Below are 16,214 nucleotides of genomic sequence, written 5' to 3' on the forward strand. Positions count from 1 at the left end.
ACTGTCGGTCAGCCCGGGGGAGTTGTCAATGGAGGTCGCGCCGGTCGGTCAGCCGGTAGCCGATCCCCCGGACGGTGTCGATCCCGCACCGGGCGCCGGCCGCGTGCAGCTTGCGGCGCAGCGCGGCGACGTAGACCTCGACGATGTTCAGGTCGCCCCGGTAGGCGTGGTCCCAGACCGCGTCCAGGATCTCGGTCTTCGGCACGGTCGTCCCGGCCCGGTGGGCCAGGCACTCCAGGACACCGAACTCCTTGGTGGTGAAGTGGAGTTCGGCGCCGGCCACCCGGCAGCGGCGGGCGGCCGGGTCGACCGTCAGGTCGCCGACCGTCAGGACGGCGGGGCGGCCGACCGCGCCCCGGCGGATCAGGGCCCGCAGCCGGGCGGTGAGCACCACGTAGGAGAACGGCTTGCCGAGGAAGTCGTCGGCCCCGCTGTCCAGCGCCTCGGCCTCGTCGTACTCGCCGTTCTTCGCGGTCAGGATCAGCACCGGGACGGTGCTGCCGCGCTCGCGCAGCTGTCGGCAGAGCCGGAAGCCGTTCAGGCCGGGCAGCATCAGGTCCATCACCACGACCGCGTAGCCGCCGCTCTCGGCGAGGGCGAGGCCCTCCAGGCCGTCGCCCGCCACGTCCACCGTGTAACCCTCGGCCCGGAGTCCCTGGCTCAACGAGCGGGCGAGTTCGGTCTCCTCCTCCACCAGAAGCAGTCGCATCCGGTCAGCGTAGGCAGTGTACGAGCAGCTTCGGGCGAAGCTGAAAGGATCTTCAGGTCCCGGGTGCCGGACGACCGGAGGGCGGGCAGGTGACGGGCACGGGACGGCCCCGGACCCTCGCCGTGGGTCCGGGGCCGCCTCCACCCCGGGGGGTGGAGTCCGGGTGACGCACCGTCCCTGGTGCGGCCCGGAGTTGAGGGGAGATCAGCCGCGCGAGGCCAGCTCGCGGGCGGCCTTCGCGGCGTTCTGGGCGATCCGGTCCTCGTTCACGGTGGTGAGCAGGCCCTTCTCCACCACCGGGTTGCCGTTCACCAGCAGCAGGGCCAGCGGGGGCAGCGCGCCGAAGGTGAGGGCGGCCACCGGGTCGGCGATCGAGGAGTGCATCACGCCGTCGATCTTCCAGAGCGCCAGGTCGGCCAGCTTGCCGACCTCGATCGAGCCGATCTCGGACTGCCGGCCCAGCACCCGGGCGCCGCCCATGGTGCCCAGGCGGAGCGCCGAGCGGGCGGTGAGCGCCTTCGGGCTGCCGTGCAGCCGGTTGATCAGCAGCGCGTTGCGCAGCTCGGTGCCGAGCTCGCCGGACTCGTTGGAGGCGGTGCCGTCCACGCCGAGGCCGACCGGCACGCCGGCCGCCAGCATGTCCGGGACCCGGGCGATGCCGGCCGCCAGGCGGGCGTTGGAGGACGGGCAGTGCGCCACGCCCGTGCCGGTCTCGGCGAACTTGGCGATGTCGGAGTCGTTCATGTGGACGCAGTGCGCCATCCAGACGTCCTCGCCCAGCCAGCCGGTCGACTCGAAGTAGTCGGTCGGGCCCATCCCGAAGAGCTGCTTGCAGAACTCCTCCTCCTCGGCCGTCTCCGAGCCGTGGGTGTGCAGCCGGACGCCCTTGCGGCGGGCCAACTCGGCGGACTGCTTGAGGAGTTCGGTGGAGACCGAGAAGGGCGAGCAGGGCGCGATGGCCACGTGCAGCATCGAGCCGAAGGAGGAGTCGTGCCACTTGTCCACGGCCGCCTCGGAGGCGATCAGGATGTCCTCGGTCTTCTCCACCGCGTGGTCCGGCGGCAGGCCGCCGTCCTTCTGCGAGCGGTCCATCGAGCCGCGCAGCGCGGTGAAGCGCATGCCCAGCTCCTGGACGGCCTCGATCGAGGCACCGAGGATGTCGCCGCCGCCCTGCGGGAAGACGTAGTGGTGGTCCGAGGCGGTGGTGCAGCCGGACTTGAGCAGCGCGGCGGTGGAGCCCTGGGCGGCGGCGTGCACCAGCCTGTCGTCGATCCGGGCCCAGGTCGGGTAGAGCGCCACCAGCCAGTCGAACAGGATGTTGTCCTGGGCCAGGCCCCGGGTGATCCACTGGTAGAAGTGGTGGTGGGTGTTGACCAGGCCCGGGGTGATCAGGTGGCCCTCGCCGTTCACCCGGCGCACCACGTTGTCCAGCCACGCGGGCGCGGGGCCGTCGCCGACCGACTCGATCACGTTGCCGCGGACCACCACGTGGCCGCGGGCGTACTCGGTGTCCTGGGCGTCGACCGTCGCGATCGCGACGTTCTCGATCACGATCCGCTGGTCGGCGGGCGGGGGCTGGACTGCCATGGTGTGTCTCCTATGGGGCGAGGGGGCGTCGCGCGGAGCGCGTCCCAAGAAGGGTGGCGGCGGGCGACGGGTGGGTGCGGGGCGCGCAGTGAGCGCTGTGCGCCCCGCACCGGTCAGGACGGCGTCGCCGTTGACGCCGCCGCGCCGTGCGGACCGCCTTGCGGGGCAGTGCGGTCGGCACCGACGTGGTGGAAGAGCAGGTTGAGCAGGACGGCCAGCACGCAGCCGGCGGATATGCCGGAGTGCATCAGGGTGCGGACGGCCTCCGGGAAGGCGTCGTAGAAGGTCGGGGCGGCGATCGGGATGATGCCGACCCCGAGCGAGACCGAGACCAGGATGGTGTTGGCACCGGACTGCATGCCTGCCTCGGCCAGGGTGCGGATGCCGCTGGCGGCCACGGTGCCGAAGAGCACCAGCCCGGCGCCGCCGAGCACCGGTGCGGGCACCAGCGAGACCACCGAGCCGAGCACCGGGAAGAGCCCGAGCATGACCAGGATGCCGCCGCCGGCCGCGACCACGAAGCGGCTGCGGATGTTGGTCAGCGCCACCAGCCCGATGTTCTGGGCGAAGGCGCTGGCCGCGAAGCCGTTGAAGACCGGGCTGATCACGGTGGCCAGCCCGTCGGCCCGCAGGCCGGCGGCCAGGGTCGGCTCGTCCGCCTCCCGCTCCACGATCCGGCCCAGGGCCAGCATGTCGGCGGTCGACTCGGTCATCACCACGATCATCACGATGCAGATCGAGACGATCGCGGTCAGGTCGAACACCGGCGCGCCGAAGTGGAACGGCGAGGGCAGCGCGAAGACCTTCGCCCCGCCGACCGCGCCGAAGTCGGCCAGCCCGAGCGGGAAGGCCAGCACGGTGCCGATCACCAGCCCGATCAGCAGCGAGAGTTGCTGCCAGAAGCCGCGCAGCAGCTTGTTGCAGAGCACCACCGCGACGAGGGTGAGGGCGGCGAGCCCGATGGCCTTCTCCGAGCCGTAGCCGGGGGCACCGGGGGTGCCGCCGCGGGCCCAGTTGACCGCCACCGGAAGCAGCGACACCCCGATGAGGGTGATCACGGTGCCCTGCACCACCGGCGGGAAGAACCTGATCAGCTTGCAGAAGTACGGTGCCGCGAGGAAGCACAGGATCCCCGCGACGATGACCGCGCCGAAGATCACCGGGAGCGCGTCCTGCGGACTGTGCTCCTTGGCGATCGCCAGCATCGGCGCGACGCCGGCGAACGAGACGCCGTTCACGAACGGCAGCCGGGCGCCGATCTTCCAGAACCCGAGGGTCTGGAGCAGCGTGGCCAGGCCCGCGGTGAACAGGCTGGCCGAGATGAGCAGGGCGAGTTCGGTGGGGGAGAGGCCCACACCGGCGCCGACGATCAGCGGCGGTGCGACCACGCCCGCGTACATCGCCGCGACGTGCTGCAGGCCGCTGGTGAACAGCTTCACCGTCGGCAGCACCTCGTCGACCGGGTGCACGGACTGCTCTGGGGTGGAACCGCCGTCTGTGGTACGGGTGTTGGGGAGTGCCATGTCGAGCCCCTCTTGTGCTCGTGACTCCCGGCGTGCCCGTGGCGCTGGAGAGGACCCGGAGGCGGGACGGCGGTACGAGAGTCCTCCGGGTGGCTTCTCCAGCGCCCCGGGCCGGCCGCCGTGAGGCGAGCACGATCTCCGGTGGGTGGGGGTGGAGAAACAGCTGGTGCTGGTGGAGCGGGCCGTCCGGCACCGTCCGGCCCGGTGCGGCCGGTGGGTGCTGCGGTGCGGGACGGCGGTCATGACGGTGCCTCAGCCGGTGGTCAGGCGACCGGGATGACGGGGGTCACGCCCTCGCGGTGCACGGTGCCCTCGATCAGGCCGTACATCCGGTCGGCGGCGTAGTAGACCTCGTTCTCGTTCTTCAGGCCGAAGGGCGAGAGGTCCACCAGGAAGTGGTGCTTGTTGGGGAGTTCGAGGCGGACCTCGTCCACCTCGGCCCGATTGTTCAGCACCCGGGTGCCCATCCCGTGCAGGGTCTGCTGCAGCGAGTAGGAGTAGGTCTCCGCGAACGCCTCCAGCAGGTGGCGCTTGATGTGCTGGTACGAGCGGTTCCAGTTGGGCTCGGCCGAGCCCTCGGTGCCGTCGAAGGAGTACTTCCACCGGGCCGTCACCTGGGTGGCGAGGATCCGGTCGTACGCCTCCTGGAGGGTGGTGTACTTGTCCTTGATGTAGCCCCAGAACTCCGAGTTGGTGGAGTTCAGCACGGTGAGGTCCTTGAGGCCGGAGATCACCGAGACGGTGGTGCCGTCGTAGACGATCTCACTGGTGCGCACCTCGCCGCCGTTGCGGACGAAGGAGTGGCCGACCTCCTCGGAGCCGATGAAGCGGGCCGAGTTGTCCGGGGTCTTGATCCGGTCCCAGGTGTACTCCTCGATCCGGATCCGGGCGCTGTGCACCACGCCGCGCTCGGTGTCGTCCACGAAGTGGCGGGCCAGCTGGATGCCGAAGGCCTCCGCCGACTCGATGCCGTACTCCTTGGCGAAGGCGTACACGGTGTTCTTGGTGGTGTCGGTGGGCAGGCAGTTGGCGTTCGAGCCGGTGAGGTGGACGTCGTCGAACTCGCCGCGCAGCGAGACCGAGACGTTCAGGTCCTTGATCTCGTGACGGGTGGAGTCACGGTAGACCCGGACGATGCGGTTCTCCGCCTTGCCGTACTGGTTCTGACCGAGCACGTGGGCCATGACGGCTCCTAAGGGTTCCAGCGGTCCACTAGCTTCCGCGGTAGACCGAGTATCCGAACGGGTTGAGCAGCAACGGCACGTGGTAGTGGTGCTGCGCGGGCGCGACCGTGAAGACGATCGAGACCTCGGGGAAGAACGGCGGCTCCTCGGACTTGGCCGCGTAGTACGCGGCGGTGTCGAAGAGCAGCCGGACGACCGAGCCCGCCTCCACGGCCGGCAGGTCCTTGGCCCGGCCGTCGGAGTCCGTGGCGGAGGTGCCGAGCACCTGCCAGCCACCCTCGGTGTGCAGTGCGAGCTCGACCGGGACGCCTTCGGCCGGACGGCCGAGGCTGGTGTCGAGCACATGCGTGGAGATGCCAGTCATGGGTTGAATGACCTTACTGATGGCAGGAGTTGACGTGCTGTCAGGAGCTGAGGGGCTCGTCCAGCAGTCGGTTGATCCGGATGTCGTTGATCTTGCGCAGCTCGCCCCGGACGATCGAAGCCTCGGTGGCGGCGTCGTTCGGGAAGCGCTCGCGGAGCGCACTGAGCATGGTGTCGGCCGTCCGGCCGGTCGCGCAGATCAGGAACACGTGGCCGAACTTCGCCTCGTAGGCGGCGTTCGCTCCGTGCAGTTCGTCGAGGAGTGCGGTGTCGACTCCCCGGATGCCGGCCTGCTCCCGCTCGGAGGTGGCGTCGCCCGCCTTGGGCGTGCCGATCCGGGCGTGGCCGGCCATCGCGTCGTTCAGGTCCTCGACCGTCAGCTTCGCCATCGCCGCCTCGTTGGCGGCGAGCAGCTCGGCCCGGTCGGACCACGGCCGGGTGTCCGCCACGAGGGCGGCCCAGCTGGGGCTGGAGCAGATCTCCAGCAGGGTCTCCGTCAGCTCGGCGGCGGGGGCCGCCGCCAGGGCGTCAAGAGCGTCGATGGGGCTGGTCACGGGTGGGCCTCCTGAAGAGTGGTGCCACCCGCAAAAGCTAGATCCGCCACCGGAGGTCGTCAACACTTTGTTGAACTGTTGGTGGTTACGTTTTGAGCCGAGGGCGCTGACCAGCCCTTTTGGTGTGCGATTCACCAATCGTGCCCGGCCCGTCGTGTCGGAAAGACTGGGCCGGTCGCCCCGGCCGCAGCCAGTGGACGGGGCGGACGCCGTCAGGTCAGCCCTTCGAACCGTCCTGCCGGTTCAGGTAGTTGTACACCGTGAACCGGCTGACGCCGAGGGCACTGGCGACGGTCTCCACGCCGTGCCGGACGGTGAAGGCGCCGCGCTCCTCCAGGAGGGCGACCACGCGCTGCTTCTCGTACCGGTCCAGCTCGGCCAGCGGGCGGCCGTCGAACTGACGGGCCATCTCGGCCAGCAGCCGGTCCAGCGCACTGCTCAGGTGCGGCAGTCGGACGGCGATCGCCGCCCGGCCGTCCCACTCCAGCACCACGTCGTCCGGACGGGCCTCGTCGAGCGTGACCTCGGTCGCGCCGACGGCCTCCAGCAGCGGCTTTATCGCCGCTGCCAGCGGGTGTTCCAGGGCCTCGCTCACGCGCTACCCCCTCCTTCCTGTTCCTGGTCGAGCACGCTGACCTGGACCGAGATCCGGGTCGCGCCGGCCGCCAGGGTCTCGCGCAGCAGCGTGGTCACAGCGGTGACGACGTCCTCGGCCTCGCCCCTGGCGTCGGTCCCGAACGGCCCGACGGCCACCTCGAGTCCGGCGTCGGTCACCGCCTTCAGGGCCGCCTCGGCGTGCTCGGGGAACGTGTCCCGCTCGAACGGTTCTGTCGTGAACTCCACCATCAATCGCACCTGATCACTCTAGCGATCAGGGGATTCGTGGGAAGGGGCCGGGTTCTTCAACAAAATGTTGCGGCAGCCTTGACGGTCCATCGGGTCGCGGGGCATGCTTCCACCAGACAGAATCCCTCTTCCGCATCATGGAAGTTGTGGAGATGGAAGAGTGAAAGGTGATTGACGTGACTGCCGCTTCCCAGCACAGCTACACGGTCAACCTGTCGATCCTGTTCAGCGAGCTCCCGCTGCTGGAGCGCCCCGCCGCCGCAGCCGCCGCCGGCTTCACCGCCGCCGAGCTCTGGTGGCCCTTCGGGGAGAACCACACCCCGTCGGACGCCGAGCAGGACGCGCTCCGCAAGGCCTTCACCGACGCGGGCGTGCAGCTCACCGGCCTCAACTTCCTGGACGACCTGACCAAGGGCGCCCGGGGCACCGTCTCCCTCCCGGCCGAGCGCGAGCGCTTCCGGGAGAACCTGCCGGTGGCCGTCGCGCTCGCCGAGTCCCTCGGCACCAAGGCGCTCAACGCGCTCTACGGCAACCGGGTGGCCGGCGTCGACGCCGCCGAGCAGGACGAGCTGGCGCTGGAGCACCTCACGCTGGCGGCGCGGGCCGCCCACTCCATCGGCGCGATCCTGCTGATCGAGACGCTGAACGCGGTCGAGTCCCCGGACTACGCGCTGCTCTCCGCCGAGGCCGCGATCGCGGTGGTGGACAAGGTGAACGCCGCCACCGGCCTGGGGAACGCGAAGTTCCTCTGCGACCTCTACCACCTGGCCCGCAACGGCGAGGACCTGGCCGAGGTGATCACCAAGTACGCCGACCGGATCGGCCACGTGCAGATCGCCGACACCCCGGCGCGGAACGAGCCCGGCACCGGCGAGCTGGACTTCGAGGACCTCTTCGCCCGCCTCACCGCGGCCGGCTACACCGGCCGGATCGGCCTGGAGTACAAGCCGTCGACCGGCGTCTCCGCCGACAGCTTCGAGTGGCTCCCGCGCGAGCTCCGCTCCTAGGCCGCCCGGCCGTCGGGGGGCGGAGTCGCGGCGCCGGGGCACGCGCCCTCCTTGCCCGGCATCGGGCAGGAGGTGCCCCCGCCCTGCCTTCGGCGTCCCAGCCACCGGCCGGGAGGTGCCCCCTTCTCGGCGCCGCCGAGGCAGGCACCCCAATGCCGCTCCTCCTGCCACCCCCAACGGCCGGTCGGCCTGACCCTCAATCCTCCCCGTACCACAAAGGACGTATCGCGATGAGCCGCAAGATCGCCTTCATCGGCCTCGGCATCATGGGCAGCCCGATGGCCGCCAACCTGGTGAAGGCCGGCCACCACGTGACCGGCTACAACCTGACCCAGCCCCAGATCGACGCCCTGGTGGCGGCGGGCGGCCACGGTGCCACCTCGATCGCGGACGCGGTGAAGGACGCCGAGGTCGTCATCACCATGGTCCCGGCCGACCCGCACGTGGAGCAGGCCATCCTCGGCGAGGGTGGCGTGCTGGAGAACGTGGCGCCGGGCACCCTGGTCATCGACATGTCGAGCATCACCCCGCAGACCTCCATCAAGGTCGAGGCCGCCGCCAAGGAGAAGGGCGTCCGCACCCTGGACGCCCCGGTCTCCGGCGGCGAGGCCGGCGCCGTCGAGGCGGTGCTCTCGATCATGGTCGGCGGCGACGCGGCCGACTTCGCCGAGGCCAAGCCGCTGTTCGACGCGCTCGGCACCACCGTCATCCACGTCGGCCCGGCCGGTGCCGGCCAGACCGTGAAGGCGGCCAACCAGCTGATCGTGGCGGTCAACATCCAGGTGCTGGCCGAGGCCGTGGTCTTCCTGGAGAACGCGGGCGTCGACCTGCCGGCCGCGCTGGACGTGCTCGGCGGCGGCCTGGCCGGCTCCACCGTGCTGAACCGCAAGAAGGCCAACATGATCGACCGTCAGTTCGCCCCGGGCTTCCGGATCGACCTGCACCACAAGGACATGGGCATCGTCACCGACGCCGCCCGCGCCGTCGGTGCGGCCCTCCCGGTCGGCGCCGTGGTGGCCCAGCTGGTCGCCTCGGCCCGCGCCAACGGCGACGGCTCGCTCGACCACTCGGCCCTGCTGCGCGGTGTCGAGCGACTGTCGGGCCGCGAGGTCAAGTAACCCCACGAGGGGGTGACCCCTCGTCAACAGCTCCCCCTGGCGGCGTGTACCTGTCCGGTCGTGCCCGCGTCGCCAGGGGGCCACAGTTCGGTCGGCCGACGGGTCCGGTGCTCATCCACCCGTCCGCCGACCGTGCCAAGCCGGCGGCGCGTTCGGTTCTTCGGTCGTTCCGAGCATCAGCGCCGCCCGGCCCCCTCCTCGCCGAGGGGAGCCTCCCGTACGTCGGAAGCGGGACGGGAGGAACGGCGGGGAGGGGGTCGCACCCCGGCCGGTCCGGGCAGATGATCGGCCTGACGACGTAACGAGCGCGAGCAACGGAGAGTCCCCATGGGTCACATCGTGGTAGCCCCTGACAAGTTCAAGGGCACGCTGGAGGGCGCCGAGGTCGCCGCCAGGATCGCGGCCGGCATCCGCCGGGTGGCCCCCGGTGCGGACATCCGTGAGCTCCCGGTCGCCGACGGCGGCGAGGGCACCCTGGCGGCCGCGCTGGCCGCCGGCTTCAAGAAGGTCGCCGTGAAGGTGGCCGGCCCGACCGGCCTGCCGGTGGACGCCGCGATCGCGCTCCGCGGGGACACCGCCGTGGTCGAGCTGGCCCAGGCCAGCGGCCTGGCCCGGCTGCCCGGCGGCCGGACCGCGCCGCTCGCGGCCGGCTCCTACGGGGTCGGCACCCTGATCGGACGGGCCGTCAGCCTCGGGGCCAAGCGGATCGTGCTCGGTCTCGGCGGCAGCGCCAGCACCGACGGCGGGGCCGGCATGGTCCAGGCCCTCGGGGTCGGCCTCTACGACGCCGACGGCCTCGAACTCGCCCCCGGCGGCGCCGCGCTGCGCAAGCTGCACCGGATCGACCCGGGCGCGCTCGCCGACACCCTCAAGGGCGTCGAGGTCGTGGTGGCCTGCGACGTGGACAACCCGCTGCTCGGCCCGCGCGGCGCGACCGCCGTCTACGGCCCGCAGAAGGGCGCCGACGGCGACGACCTGGTGATCCTGGAGGAGGGGCTGACCCGCTGGGCGGACGTCATCCACCAGATCACCGCCAAGGACTTCCGCAACGCCCCCGGCGCCGGGGCCGCGGGCGGGGTCGGCTTCGCCGCCCTCGCCCTGCTGGGCGCCACCATGCGACCCGGCATCGAGCTGCTGCTCGAACTGCTGGGCTTCGACGACGCCGTGCGTGGGGCACGGCTCGTCGTGACCGGCGAGGGGTGCCTGGACGCGCAGACGCTGCACGGCAAGGCCCCCGCCGGTGTCGCCGCGGCGGCCACTCGGGCGGGGGTTCGGGTGGCCGCCGTGGCCGGACGGCTGGAGCTGTCCGAGCCGCAGTGGCGGGCGGCCGGCTTCGCCGCCGCGTACGCGCTGACCGACCTGGCCGAGCAGCCGGGCGACTCGATGACCAAGGCCGGCGAGCTGGCCGAGGTCGCGGGTGAGCGGCTGGCGGCCGAGCTGCTGCACGGCTGAACCGATCGTACTTTCCTACATTGACGTTTTGTTGAAGGCGGGCCTAGGCTCCGAGCAATCGCAGCTGACGGACCGGTGAACGGGCCCTCAACTCCCTTGTCCGCCTTCGTGATCCCCGGAGGTCCCCATGCCCATCAGCGAGACGCCCGCGAGCCCGGTGGTGATCCGCTCCCGCCGCGTGGTCCTGCCGGACGGCGAGCGCCCCGCTGACGTGCTGGTCCGGGACGGCCGGATCGAGCAGATCGCCGCGCACGGCTCCCTGCTGGTCGGCGACGCGCTGCTCACCGACCTCGGCGACACCGCCCTGCTGCCCGGCCTGGTCGACACCCACGTGCACGTGAACGAGCCCGGCCGCACCGAGTGGGAAGGCTTCGCCACCGCCACCAAGGCGGCGGCCACCGGCGGGGTCACCACCATCATCGACATGCCGCTGAACTCCGTCCCGCCGACCACCACGGTCGACGGCCTGGAGGCCAAGCGGAAGATCGCCGAGGGCCAGAGCTGGGTGGACCTCGGCTTCTGGGGCGGGGCGATCCCGGGGAACGTCGGCGACCTCGAACCGCTGCACCGCGAGGGCGTGTTCGGCTTCAAGAGCTTCCTCGCCCCGTCCGGGGTGGACGAGTTCCCGCACGTCGAGCAGGAGGAGCTGGAGGCCGCGCTGGCCGAGCAGGCCCGGATCGGCGCGCTGGCCATCATCCACGCCGAGGACCCGGCCGTGCTGGAGGCCGCCCCGCAGCAGCCCGGCGTGCACTACCGCGACTTCCTGGCCTCCCGCCCCGACGACGCCGAGGCCGCCGCGGTGGCCCGGCTGCTGGACACCGCCCGCCGGACCGGCGCCCGGGTGCACATCCTGCACGTCTCCTCGGCCGCCGTGCTGCCGCTGCTGCGGCAGGCCCGGGAGGACGGCGTCCGGGTGACGGCCGAGACCTGCCCGCACTACCTCACCCTGGCGGCCGAGGAGGTGCCGGACGGCGACACCGCCTTCAAGTGCTGCCCGCCGATCCGCGACGAGTCCAACCGCGACCTGCTCTGGACGGCCCTGGCGGCCGGCGAGTTCATCGCGGTGGTCTCCGACCACTCGCCCTCCACCCCGGACCTCAAGCTGCTGAAGCGGTACGGCGGCAGCGGCGACTTCGCCGCCGCCTGGGGCGGCATCGCCTCCCTCCAGCTCGGCCTCCCGGCCATCTGGACCGAGGCCCGCCGCCGCGGCCACTCGCTGGCCGAGGTGGTCCGCTGGATGAGCGGCGGCCCGGCCGAGCTGGCCGGCCTCACCGGCACCAAGGGCGCCATCGCGGTCGGCTGCGACGCCGACCTGGTCGCCTTCGACCCGGACGCCGAATTCGCCGTGGTCGCCGAGGAGTTGCACCACCGCAACCCGGTGACGCCGTACGCCGGCAAGACCCTGAGCGGCGTCGTCCGCACCACCTGGCTGCGCGGCCGGGCGGTCGACGTCGAGGCCGCTCCGTTCGGCCGCCAGATCGTCCGCACCACCGATGAAGAAGGAGACCTCAGTTGAGCACCGGTCAGACCCCGAGCGCTCCGTTCACCGAGCTGGTCAACCTGGCCTCGCGCCTGCTGGGCGCGGGCGTGGTCGACACCAACGAGGACACCTTCGCCGACGCGGAGAACCTGCTGGTGCCCAAGCCCGCCGAGTTCCGTCCGCACACCTTCGGCCACAAGGGCCAGATCATGGACGGCTGGGAGTCCAAGCGCCGCCGCGGCGTCTCGGCCGAGCAGCCGCACCCCACCGACGAGGACCACGACTGGGCGGTCGTCCGGCTCGGCGTCCCCGGCGTGATCCGGGGCGTGATCGTGGACACTGCCTTCTTCACCGGCAACTACCCGGAGACCGGCTCCGTCCAGGGCGCCTCGGTGCCGGGCCACCCCTCACCCGAGGAGCTGGCCGCCGCCGAGTGGACCGACCTGGTGCCGCGCACCGCCCTCCAGGGCGACACCGCGCACGAGTTCGAGGTCACCGACCCGACCCGGTACACCCACGTCCGGCTGAACATCTGGCCCGACGGCGGGGTGGCCCGGCTGCGGGTGCACGGCGAGGTGCTGCCCGACCCGCGCGAGCTGGACGGCCTCACCTTCGACCTGGCGGCGCAGGAGTACGGCGGGGTGGCCGAGGCCGCCTCGGACCGCTACTTCTCCTCCCCGCACAACCTGAACGCTCCCGGCCGTGCCTCCGTCATGGGCGACGGTTGGGAGACCCGGCGTCGGCGCGACAAGGCCAACGACTGGGTGCAGATCGCCCTGGCCGGGGGCGGCGAGGTCCTGGCGGCGGAGGTGGACACCTCCTACTTCGTCGCCAACGCCCCTGGCTGGGCCGACCTGGTCGGCTACGACGCCTCGACCGGTGGCGACCCTTCGACGGACGCCGACGGCTGGTTCGAGCTGCTGCCCCGCACCCGGCTCCAGCCCGACACCCGGCACCGCTTCCGGCTCGCCGCCGGACGGACCGTCACCCACGTACGGATCAACGTCTTCCCCGACGGCGGCCTGGCCCGCCTGCGGCTCACCGGCAAGCTCACCGAGGCCGGCCGCGCCGCCCTGGCGCTGCGCTGGTTCGACGCCGTCCCGGCCGCCGAGGCCGAGCAGGCCCTCACCGAGGCCGGCCTCACCCCGGCGGAGGCCACCGCGCTGACCGCCGCCCGCCCGCTCGCGGACGCCGCCGCGACCACCGCCGCCGTCGCTGCCCTGCAGCCGACCGACGGCCCCGACGGCGAGCAGTCCTCCCGCCGCCGCTCGGCCATCTGGCGCCTGCTCGGCGTCTGACGCTCAAGGCAGGCCGCGCTCCCCAGGGAGCGCGGGCCCCTGCTGATCCGCGGCTCCGCCGCGTGGGCGCGCCCAGCCGCCAGAGGCCCGCACCGGCCGACGGACCCCGGGTCAGCCCCACCCAACGCCCTTCGCACCGTCGCTACTTGAAGGACCCTCATGTCGAAGATCCTGACCACCGAGTCCGGCGCCCCGGTCGCCGACAACCAGAACTCCGCCTCGGCCGGCGAGTACGGCCCGCTGCTGATCCAGGACCAGCAGCTGCTGGAGAAGCTGGCCCGCTTCAACCGCGAGCGCATCCCGGAGCGCGTCGTGCACGCCCGCGGCTCCGGCGCCTACGGCTACTTCGAGGTCACCGACGAGGTCTCGCAGTACACCAAGGCCGACTTCCTCGGCGCCGTCGGTCAGCGCACCGAGGTCTTCCTGCGCTTCTCCACGGTGGCCGGCGCGCTCGGGTCCTCGGACGCGGTCCGCGACCCGCGCGGCTTCGCGCTGAAGTTCTACACCCGCGAGGGCAACTACGACCTGGTCGGGAACAACACCCCGGTGTTCTTCATCAAGGACCCGATCAAGTTCCCCGACTTCATCCACTCGCAGAAGCGCGACCCGTACACCGGCATCCAGGAAGCCGACAACGTCTGGGACTTCTGGGCCCACTCGCCGGCCTCCACGCACCAGATCACCTGGCTGTTCGGCGACCGCGGCATCCCGGCCTCGTACCGCCACATGAACGGCTACGGCTCGCACACCTACCAGTGGACCAACGAGCAGGGCGAGTCCTTCTGGGTCAAGTACCACTTCAAGACCAACCAGGGCATCCGCTCGCTCGACGGCGGCCAGTCGGCCGAGGTGCTCGGCGCCGACGCCGACTCGCACCAGCGCGACCTGCACCAGGCGATCGAGCGCGGGGTCTTCCCGTCCTGGACGCTCTACGTGCAGCTGATGCCGGTCGCCGAGGCCGCCGACTACCGCTTCAACCCCTTCGACCTGACCAAGGTCTGGCCGCACGCGGACTACCCGCTGGTCAAGGTCGGCCGCCTGGTGCTGAACCGGAACCCCGACAACGTCTTCGCCGAGGTCGAGCAGTCCGCGTTCTCGCCGAACAACTTCGTGCCCGGCATCGGCGCCTCCCCGGACAAGATGCTCCAGGGCCGGCTGTTCGCCTACGCGGACGCCCAGCGCTACCGCCTCGGGGTCAACCACACCCTGCTCGCGGTGAACGCCCCCAAGGCGACCACCGCGCAGAACTACGGCCAGGACGGCTTCTCGGCGGTGGCCCGCAACGGCAAGGACGCCAAGAACTACGAGCCCAACTCGTACCACGGCCCGGCCCAGACCGACGCCCCGCTGGCGGCCCCCGTCGCGGTGGCTGGCCACACCGGCACCTACGTCACGCCGCAGCACACCAAGGACGACGACTTCTTCCAGGCCGGCGAGCTCTACCGGCTGATGTCGGCCGGCGAGAAGACCCGCCTGATCGACAACATCGCGGGCTTCCTCTCCCAGGTCTCCCGCGACGACGTCGTGGAGAAGAACCTCGCCCACTTCCACGCGGCCGACGAGGAGTACGGCGCCCGCCTGGAGGCGGCCGTCACCAAGCTCCGCGCGGGCGACGAGGGCTGACCCACCCGGACCACCTGACCCACCCTCACGGGCCGGGTCCCTCCCCCCGCTGGCACTCGGGGAGGGACCCGGCCCGGGTGCTATTTCCGGAACGGACGTTTTCCGGAACGGGTGCAACCTTCGGGGCCGACGGCGCGTATCAAGCGTGGAAGACCGACGAGGGGGATCAAGTGAAGCGCGTGATGGTGACCGGCGGGGTGCACGGGGGAGCGGCCCGGACGGTGTCGGTGCTGGCGGTGGGCGGCGCACTGCTGCTCGCCACGGCCTGCGGTGGTGCGGCGGAGAAGGGGCAGCCGGCCGCCGCGAGCGCCCCGGCCCCGGCGGCGGCCTCCGACGGGGCGTCAGCGGGGGCCTCGGCGTCGGCGTCGGCAGGGGCCTCGGCTTCGGCCGAGACGGCGGAGACGCTGCCGAAGTCCTCGGCGGCCACGGTGAAGGTGACCCCGGCGAACGGCGCCGAGGAGGTGCAGCCGAGCGGGGTGCTCAAGATCGAGGCGACCGGCGGCAAGCTGTCCGAGGTGGTCGTCACCGACAAGAACGGCAAGAAGGTGGCCGGCACCACCGCCGCCGACGGCCTCAGCTGGAAGCCGGCGGCCGGACTCGCGGGCGGTACGGTCTACACCGTCAACGCCCAGGCCACCGACCCGGAGGGGCTGGTATCGGCGGTCAACAGCAGCTTCACCACAGCGGTGCCGAAGGGCAAGGTCGTGGTCTCCGACAACATCGGCGCCGGCCAGACCTACGGGGTCGGAATGATCGTCTCGGTGCGGTTCGGCAAGCAGGTGAAGAACAAGGACGCGGTGGTCCAGGCGGTCAGCGTGACCGGCAGCGACGGCACCGTGGCCAAGGGGCACTGGCTCCAGGACGACCGGCGCCTGGACTTCCGGCCCGAGCACTACTGGAAGCCCGGCACCAAGGTCACCGTCAAGTACCGCCTGCAGAACGTCGAGATCACCCCCGGCTACTACGGGGACAAGGACGTCGAGGACGCCTTCACCGTCGGCGAGAGCCGGATCAGCACCGTGGACGCGAAGACCCACCGGATGACCGTCACCACGGCGGCCGGCTCCCGGACGGTGCCGATCTCGGCCGGTGACGACCTCAACCCGTCCTGGAACGGCACGATGGTCATCTTCACCAAGGACCGGCTTACCCGGATGAACTCGGCCACCGTCCCGGGGGTCAAGGGTGAGCCCTACGACCTCGACAACGTGCCGCACGCGATGAAGCTGACCGACACCGGCACGTACGTACACGGGAACCACTGGAACGAGAACATCGGCAAGGGCAACTACAGCCACGGCTGCATAGGCCTGTTCGACAAGGCCGGCGGCAGCAGTGCCTCCGACGCGGGCAAGTTCTTCGCCGAGTCCCGGATCGGTGACGTGGTCCAGATCGTCAACTCCAAGGGCAAGACCGTCCAGGCGCAGAACGGCCTGAGCGGCTGGACCCTGCCCTGGGACAAGTGGTGAC

Annotated in this window: 15 protein-coding genes; 7 read left to right on the top strand and 8 right to left on the bottom strand. The window is 71.6% G+C overall.

What is annotated here, in order from left to right; all coding sequences use genetic code 11:
* Positions 1-25 precede the first annotated feature (25 nt).
* The 8 genes from ACIRBX_RS15810 to ACIRBX_RS15845 form a co-directional block, all read right to left on the bottom strand.
* Positions 26-709: a response regulator transcription factor gene (locus ACIRBX_RS15810; RefSeq protein ID WP_402297022.1), complete on the bottom strand. Its 684-nt coding sequence runs from the start codon at positions 707-709 to the stop codon at positions 26-28.
* A 204-nt stretch (positions 710-913) separates the two neighbouring features.
* On the bottom strand, positions 914-2,296 hold the full coding sequence (locus ACIRBX_RS15815) for an 8-oxoguanine deaminase (RefSeq protein ID WP_402297024.1): 1,383 nt from the start codon (positions 2,294-2,296) through the stop codon (positions 914-916).
* Between the two features lie 113 nt (positions 2,297-2,409).
* A complete protein-coding gene (locus tag ACIRBX_RS15820) occupies positions 2,410-3,819 on the bottom strand; it encodes a nucleobase:cation symporter-2 family protein (RefSeq protein ID WP_402297026.1) in 1,410 nt (469 codons plus the stop codon).
* A 263-nt stretch (positions 3,820-4,082) separates the two neighbouring features.
* Complete coding sequence (gene pucL / locus ACIRBX_RS15825; protein ID WP_402297028.1) at positions 4,083-5,003, bottom strand: factor-independent urate hydroxylase; 921 nt, start codon at positions 5,001-5,003, stop codon at positions 4,083-4,085.
* 28 nt (positions 5,004-5,031) lie between these two features.
* Positions 5,032-5,367, bottom strand: coding sequence for a hydroxyisourate hydrolase (uraH, locus tag ACIRBX_RS15830; RefSeq protein WP_184912256.1), 336 nt, complete (start codon positions 5,365-5,367; stop codon positions 5,032-5,034).
* A gap of 40 nt (positions 5,368-5,407) precedes the next feature.
* A complete protein-coding gene (uraD, locus tag ACIRBX_RS15835; protein WP_402297031.1) occupies positions 5,408-5,920 on the bottom strand; it encodes a 2-oxo-4-hydroxy-4-carboxy-5-ureidoimidazoline decarboxylase in 513 nt (170 codons plus the stop codon).
* A 217-nt stretch (positions 5,921-6,137) separates the two neighbouring features.
* Positions 6,138-6,515: a helix-turn-helix domain-containing protein gene (locus tag ACIRBX_RS15840; protein WP_402297033.1), complete on the bottom strand. Its 378-nt coding sequence runs from the start codon at positions 6,513-6,515 to the stop codon at positions 6,138-6,140.
* Positions 6,512-6,766 carry a thiamine-binding protein gene (locus ACIRBX_RS15845; RefSeq protein WP_402297035.1) on the bottom strand — a complete coding sequence of 85 codons (255 nt, stop codon included), beginning with the start codon at positions 6,764-6,766 and terminating at the stop codon, positions 6,512-6,514. The genes ACIRBX_RS15840 and ACIRBX_RS15845 overlap by 4 nt, the downstream gene beginning before the upstream one ends.
* 167 nt (positions 6,767-6,933) lie before the next feature.
* Here ACIRBX_RS15845 and ACIRBX_RS15850 point away from each other — a divergent pair, with 167 nt between their 5' ends.
* From ACIRBX_RS15850 to ACIRBX_RS15880, 7 genes are all read left to right on the top strand, one after another.
* Positions 6,934-7,773, top strand: coding sequence for a TIM barrel protein (locus ACIRBX_RS15850; RefSeq protein WP_402297037.1), 840 nt, complete (start codon positions 6,934-6,936; stop codon positions 7,771-7,773).
* 230 nt (positions 7,774-8,003) lie between these two features.
* Complete coding sequence (locus ACIRBX_RS15855) at positions 8,004-8,891, top strand: 2-hydroxy-3-oxopropionate reductase (RefSeq protein ID WP_402297039.1); 888 nt, start codon at positions 8,004-8,006, stop codon at positions 8,889-8,891.
* Positions 8,892-9,218: 327 nt separating this feature from the next.
* Positions 9,219-10,343 carry a glycerate kinase gene (locus tag ACIRBX_RS15860; RefSeq protein ID WP_402297041.1) on the top strand — a complete coding sequence of 375 codons (1,125 nt, stop codon included), beginning with the start codon at positions 9,219-9,221 and terminating at the stop codon, positions 10,341-10,343.
* 127 nt (positions 10,344-10,470) lie between these two features.
* A complete protein-coding gene (gene allB / locus ACIRBX_RS15865) occupies positions 10,471-11,859 on the top strand; it encodes an allantoinase AllB (RefSeq protein WP_402297043.1) in 1,389 nt (462 codons plus the stop codon).
* The gene (alc, locus tag ACIRBX_RS15870; protein ID WP_402297045.1) at positions 11,856-13,121 is read left to right on the top strand and encodes an allantoicase; all 1,266 of its coding nucleotides are present in this window, start codon (positions 11,856-11,858) and stop codon (positions 13,119-13,121) included. Before allB ends, alc begins: the two co-directional genes overlap by 4 nt.
* Before the next feature lie 159 nt (positions 13,122-13,280).
* The gene (locus ACIRBX_RS15875) at positions 13,281-14,744 is read left to right on the top strand and encodes a catalase (RefSeq protein WP_402297047.1); all 1,464 of its coding nucleotides are present in this window, start codon (positions 13,281-13,283) and stop codon (positions 14,742-14,744) included.
* A gap of 170 nt (positions 14,745-14,914) precedes the next feature.
* The gene (locus ACIRBX_RS15880) at positions 14,915-16,213 is read left to right on the top strand and encodes an Ig-like domain-containing protein (RefSeq protein ID WP_402297049.1); all 1,299 of its coding nucleotides are present in this window, start codon (positions 14,915-14,917) and stop codon (positions 16,211-16,213) included.
* The last annotated feature ends 1 nt before the right edge of the window (position 16,214 follow it).

Source organism: Kitasatospora sp. NPDC096147, assembly GCF_044763225.1.
Taxonomy (GTDB): domain Bacteria; phylum Actinomycetota; class Actinomycetes; order Streptomycetales; family Streptomycetaceae; genus Kitasatospora.

Coding starts and splice junctions, on each gene's coding strand:
- pucL (WP_402297028.1), bottom strand. CDS start 5,003: ATGGCCCACGTGCTCGGTCAGAACCAGTACGGCAAGGCGGAGAACCGC.
- ACIRBX_RS15855 (WP_402297039.1), top strand. CDS start 8,004: ATGAGCCGCAAGATCGCCTTCATCGGCCTCGGCATCATGGGCAGCCCG.
- allB (WP_402297043.1), top strand. CDS start 10,471: ATGCCCATCAGCGAGACGCCCGCGAGCCCGGTGGTGATCCGCTCCCGC.
- ACIRBX_RS15875 (WP_402297047.1), top strand. CDS start 13,281: ATGTCGAAGATCCTGACCACCGAGTCCGGCGCCCCGGTCGCCGACAAC.
- ACIRBX_RS15810 (WP_402297022.1), bottom strand. CDS start 709: ATGCGACTGCTTCTGGTGGAGGAGGAGACCGAACTCGCCCGCTCGTTG.
- ACIRBX_RS15845 (WP_402297035.1), bottom strand. CDS start 6,766: ATGGTGGAGTTCACGACAGAACCGTTCGAGCGGGACACGTTCCCCGAG.
- ACIRBX_RS15820 (WP_402297026.1), bottom strand. CDS start 3,819: ATGGCACTCCCCAACACCCGTACCACAGACGGCGGTTCCACCCCAGAG.
- ACIRBX_RS15860 (WP_402297041.1), top strand. CDS start 9,219: ATGGGTCACATCGTGGTAGCCCCTGACAAGTTCAAGGGCACGCTGGAG.
- uraH (WP_184912256.1), bottom strand. CDS start 5,367: ATGACTGGCATCTCCACGCATGTGCTCGACACCAGCCTCGGCCGTCCG.
- ACIRBX_RS15815 (WP_402297024.1), bottom strand. CDS start 2,296: ATGGCAGTCCAGCCCCCGCCCGCCGACCAGCGGATCGTGATCGAGAAC.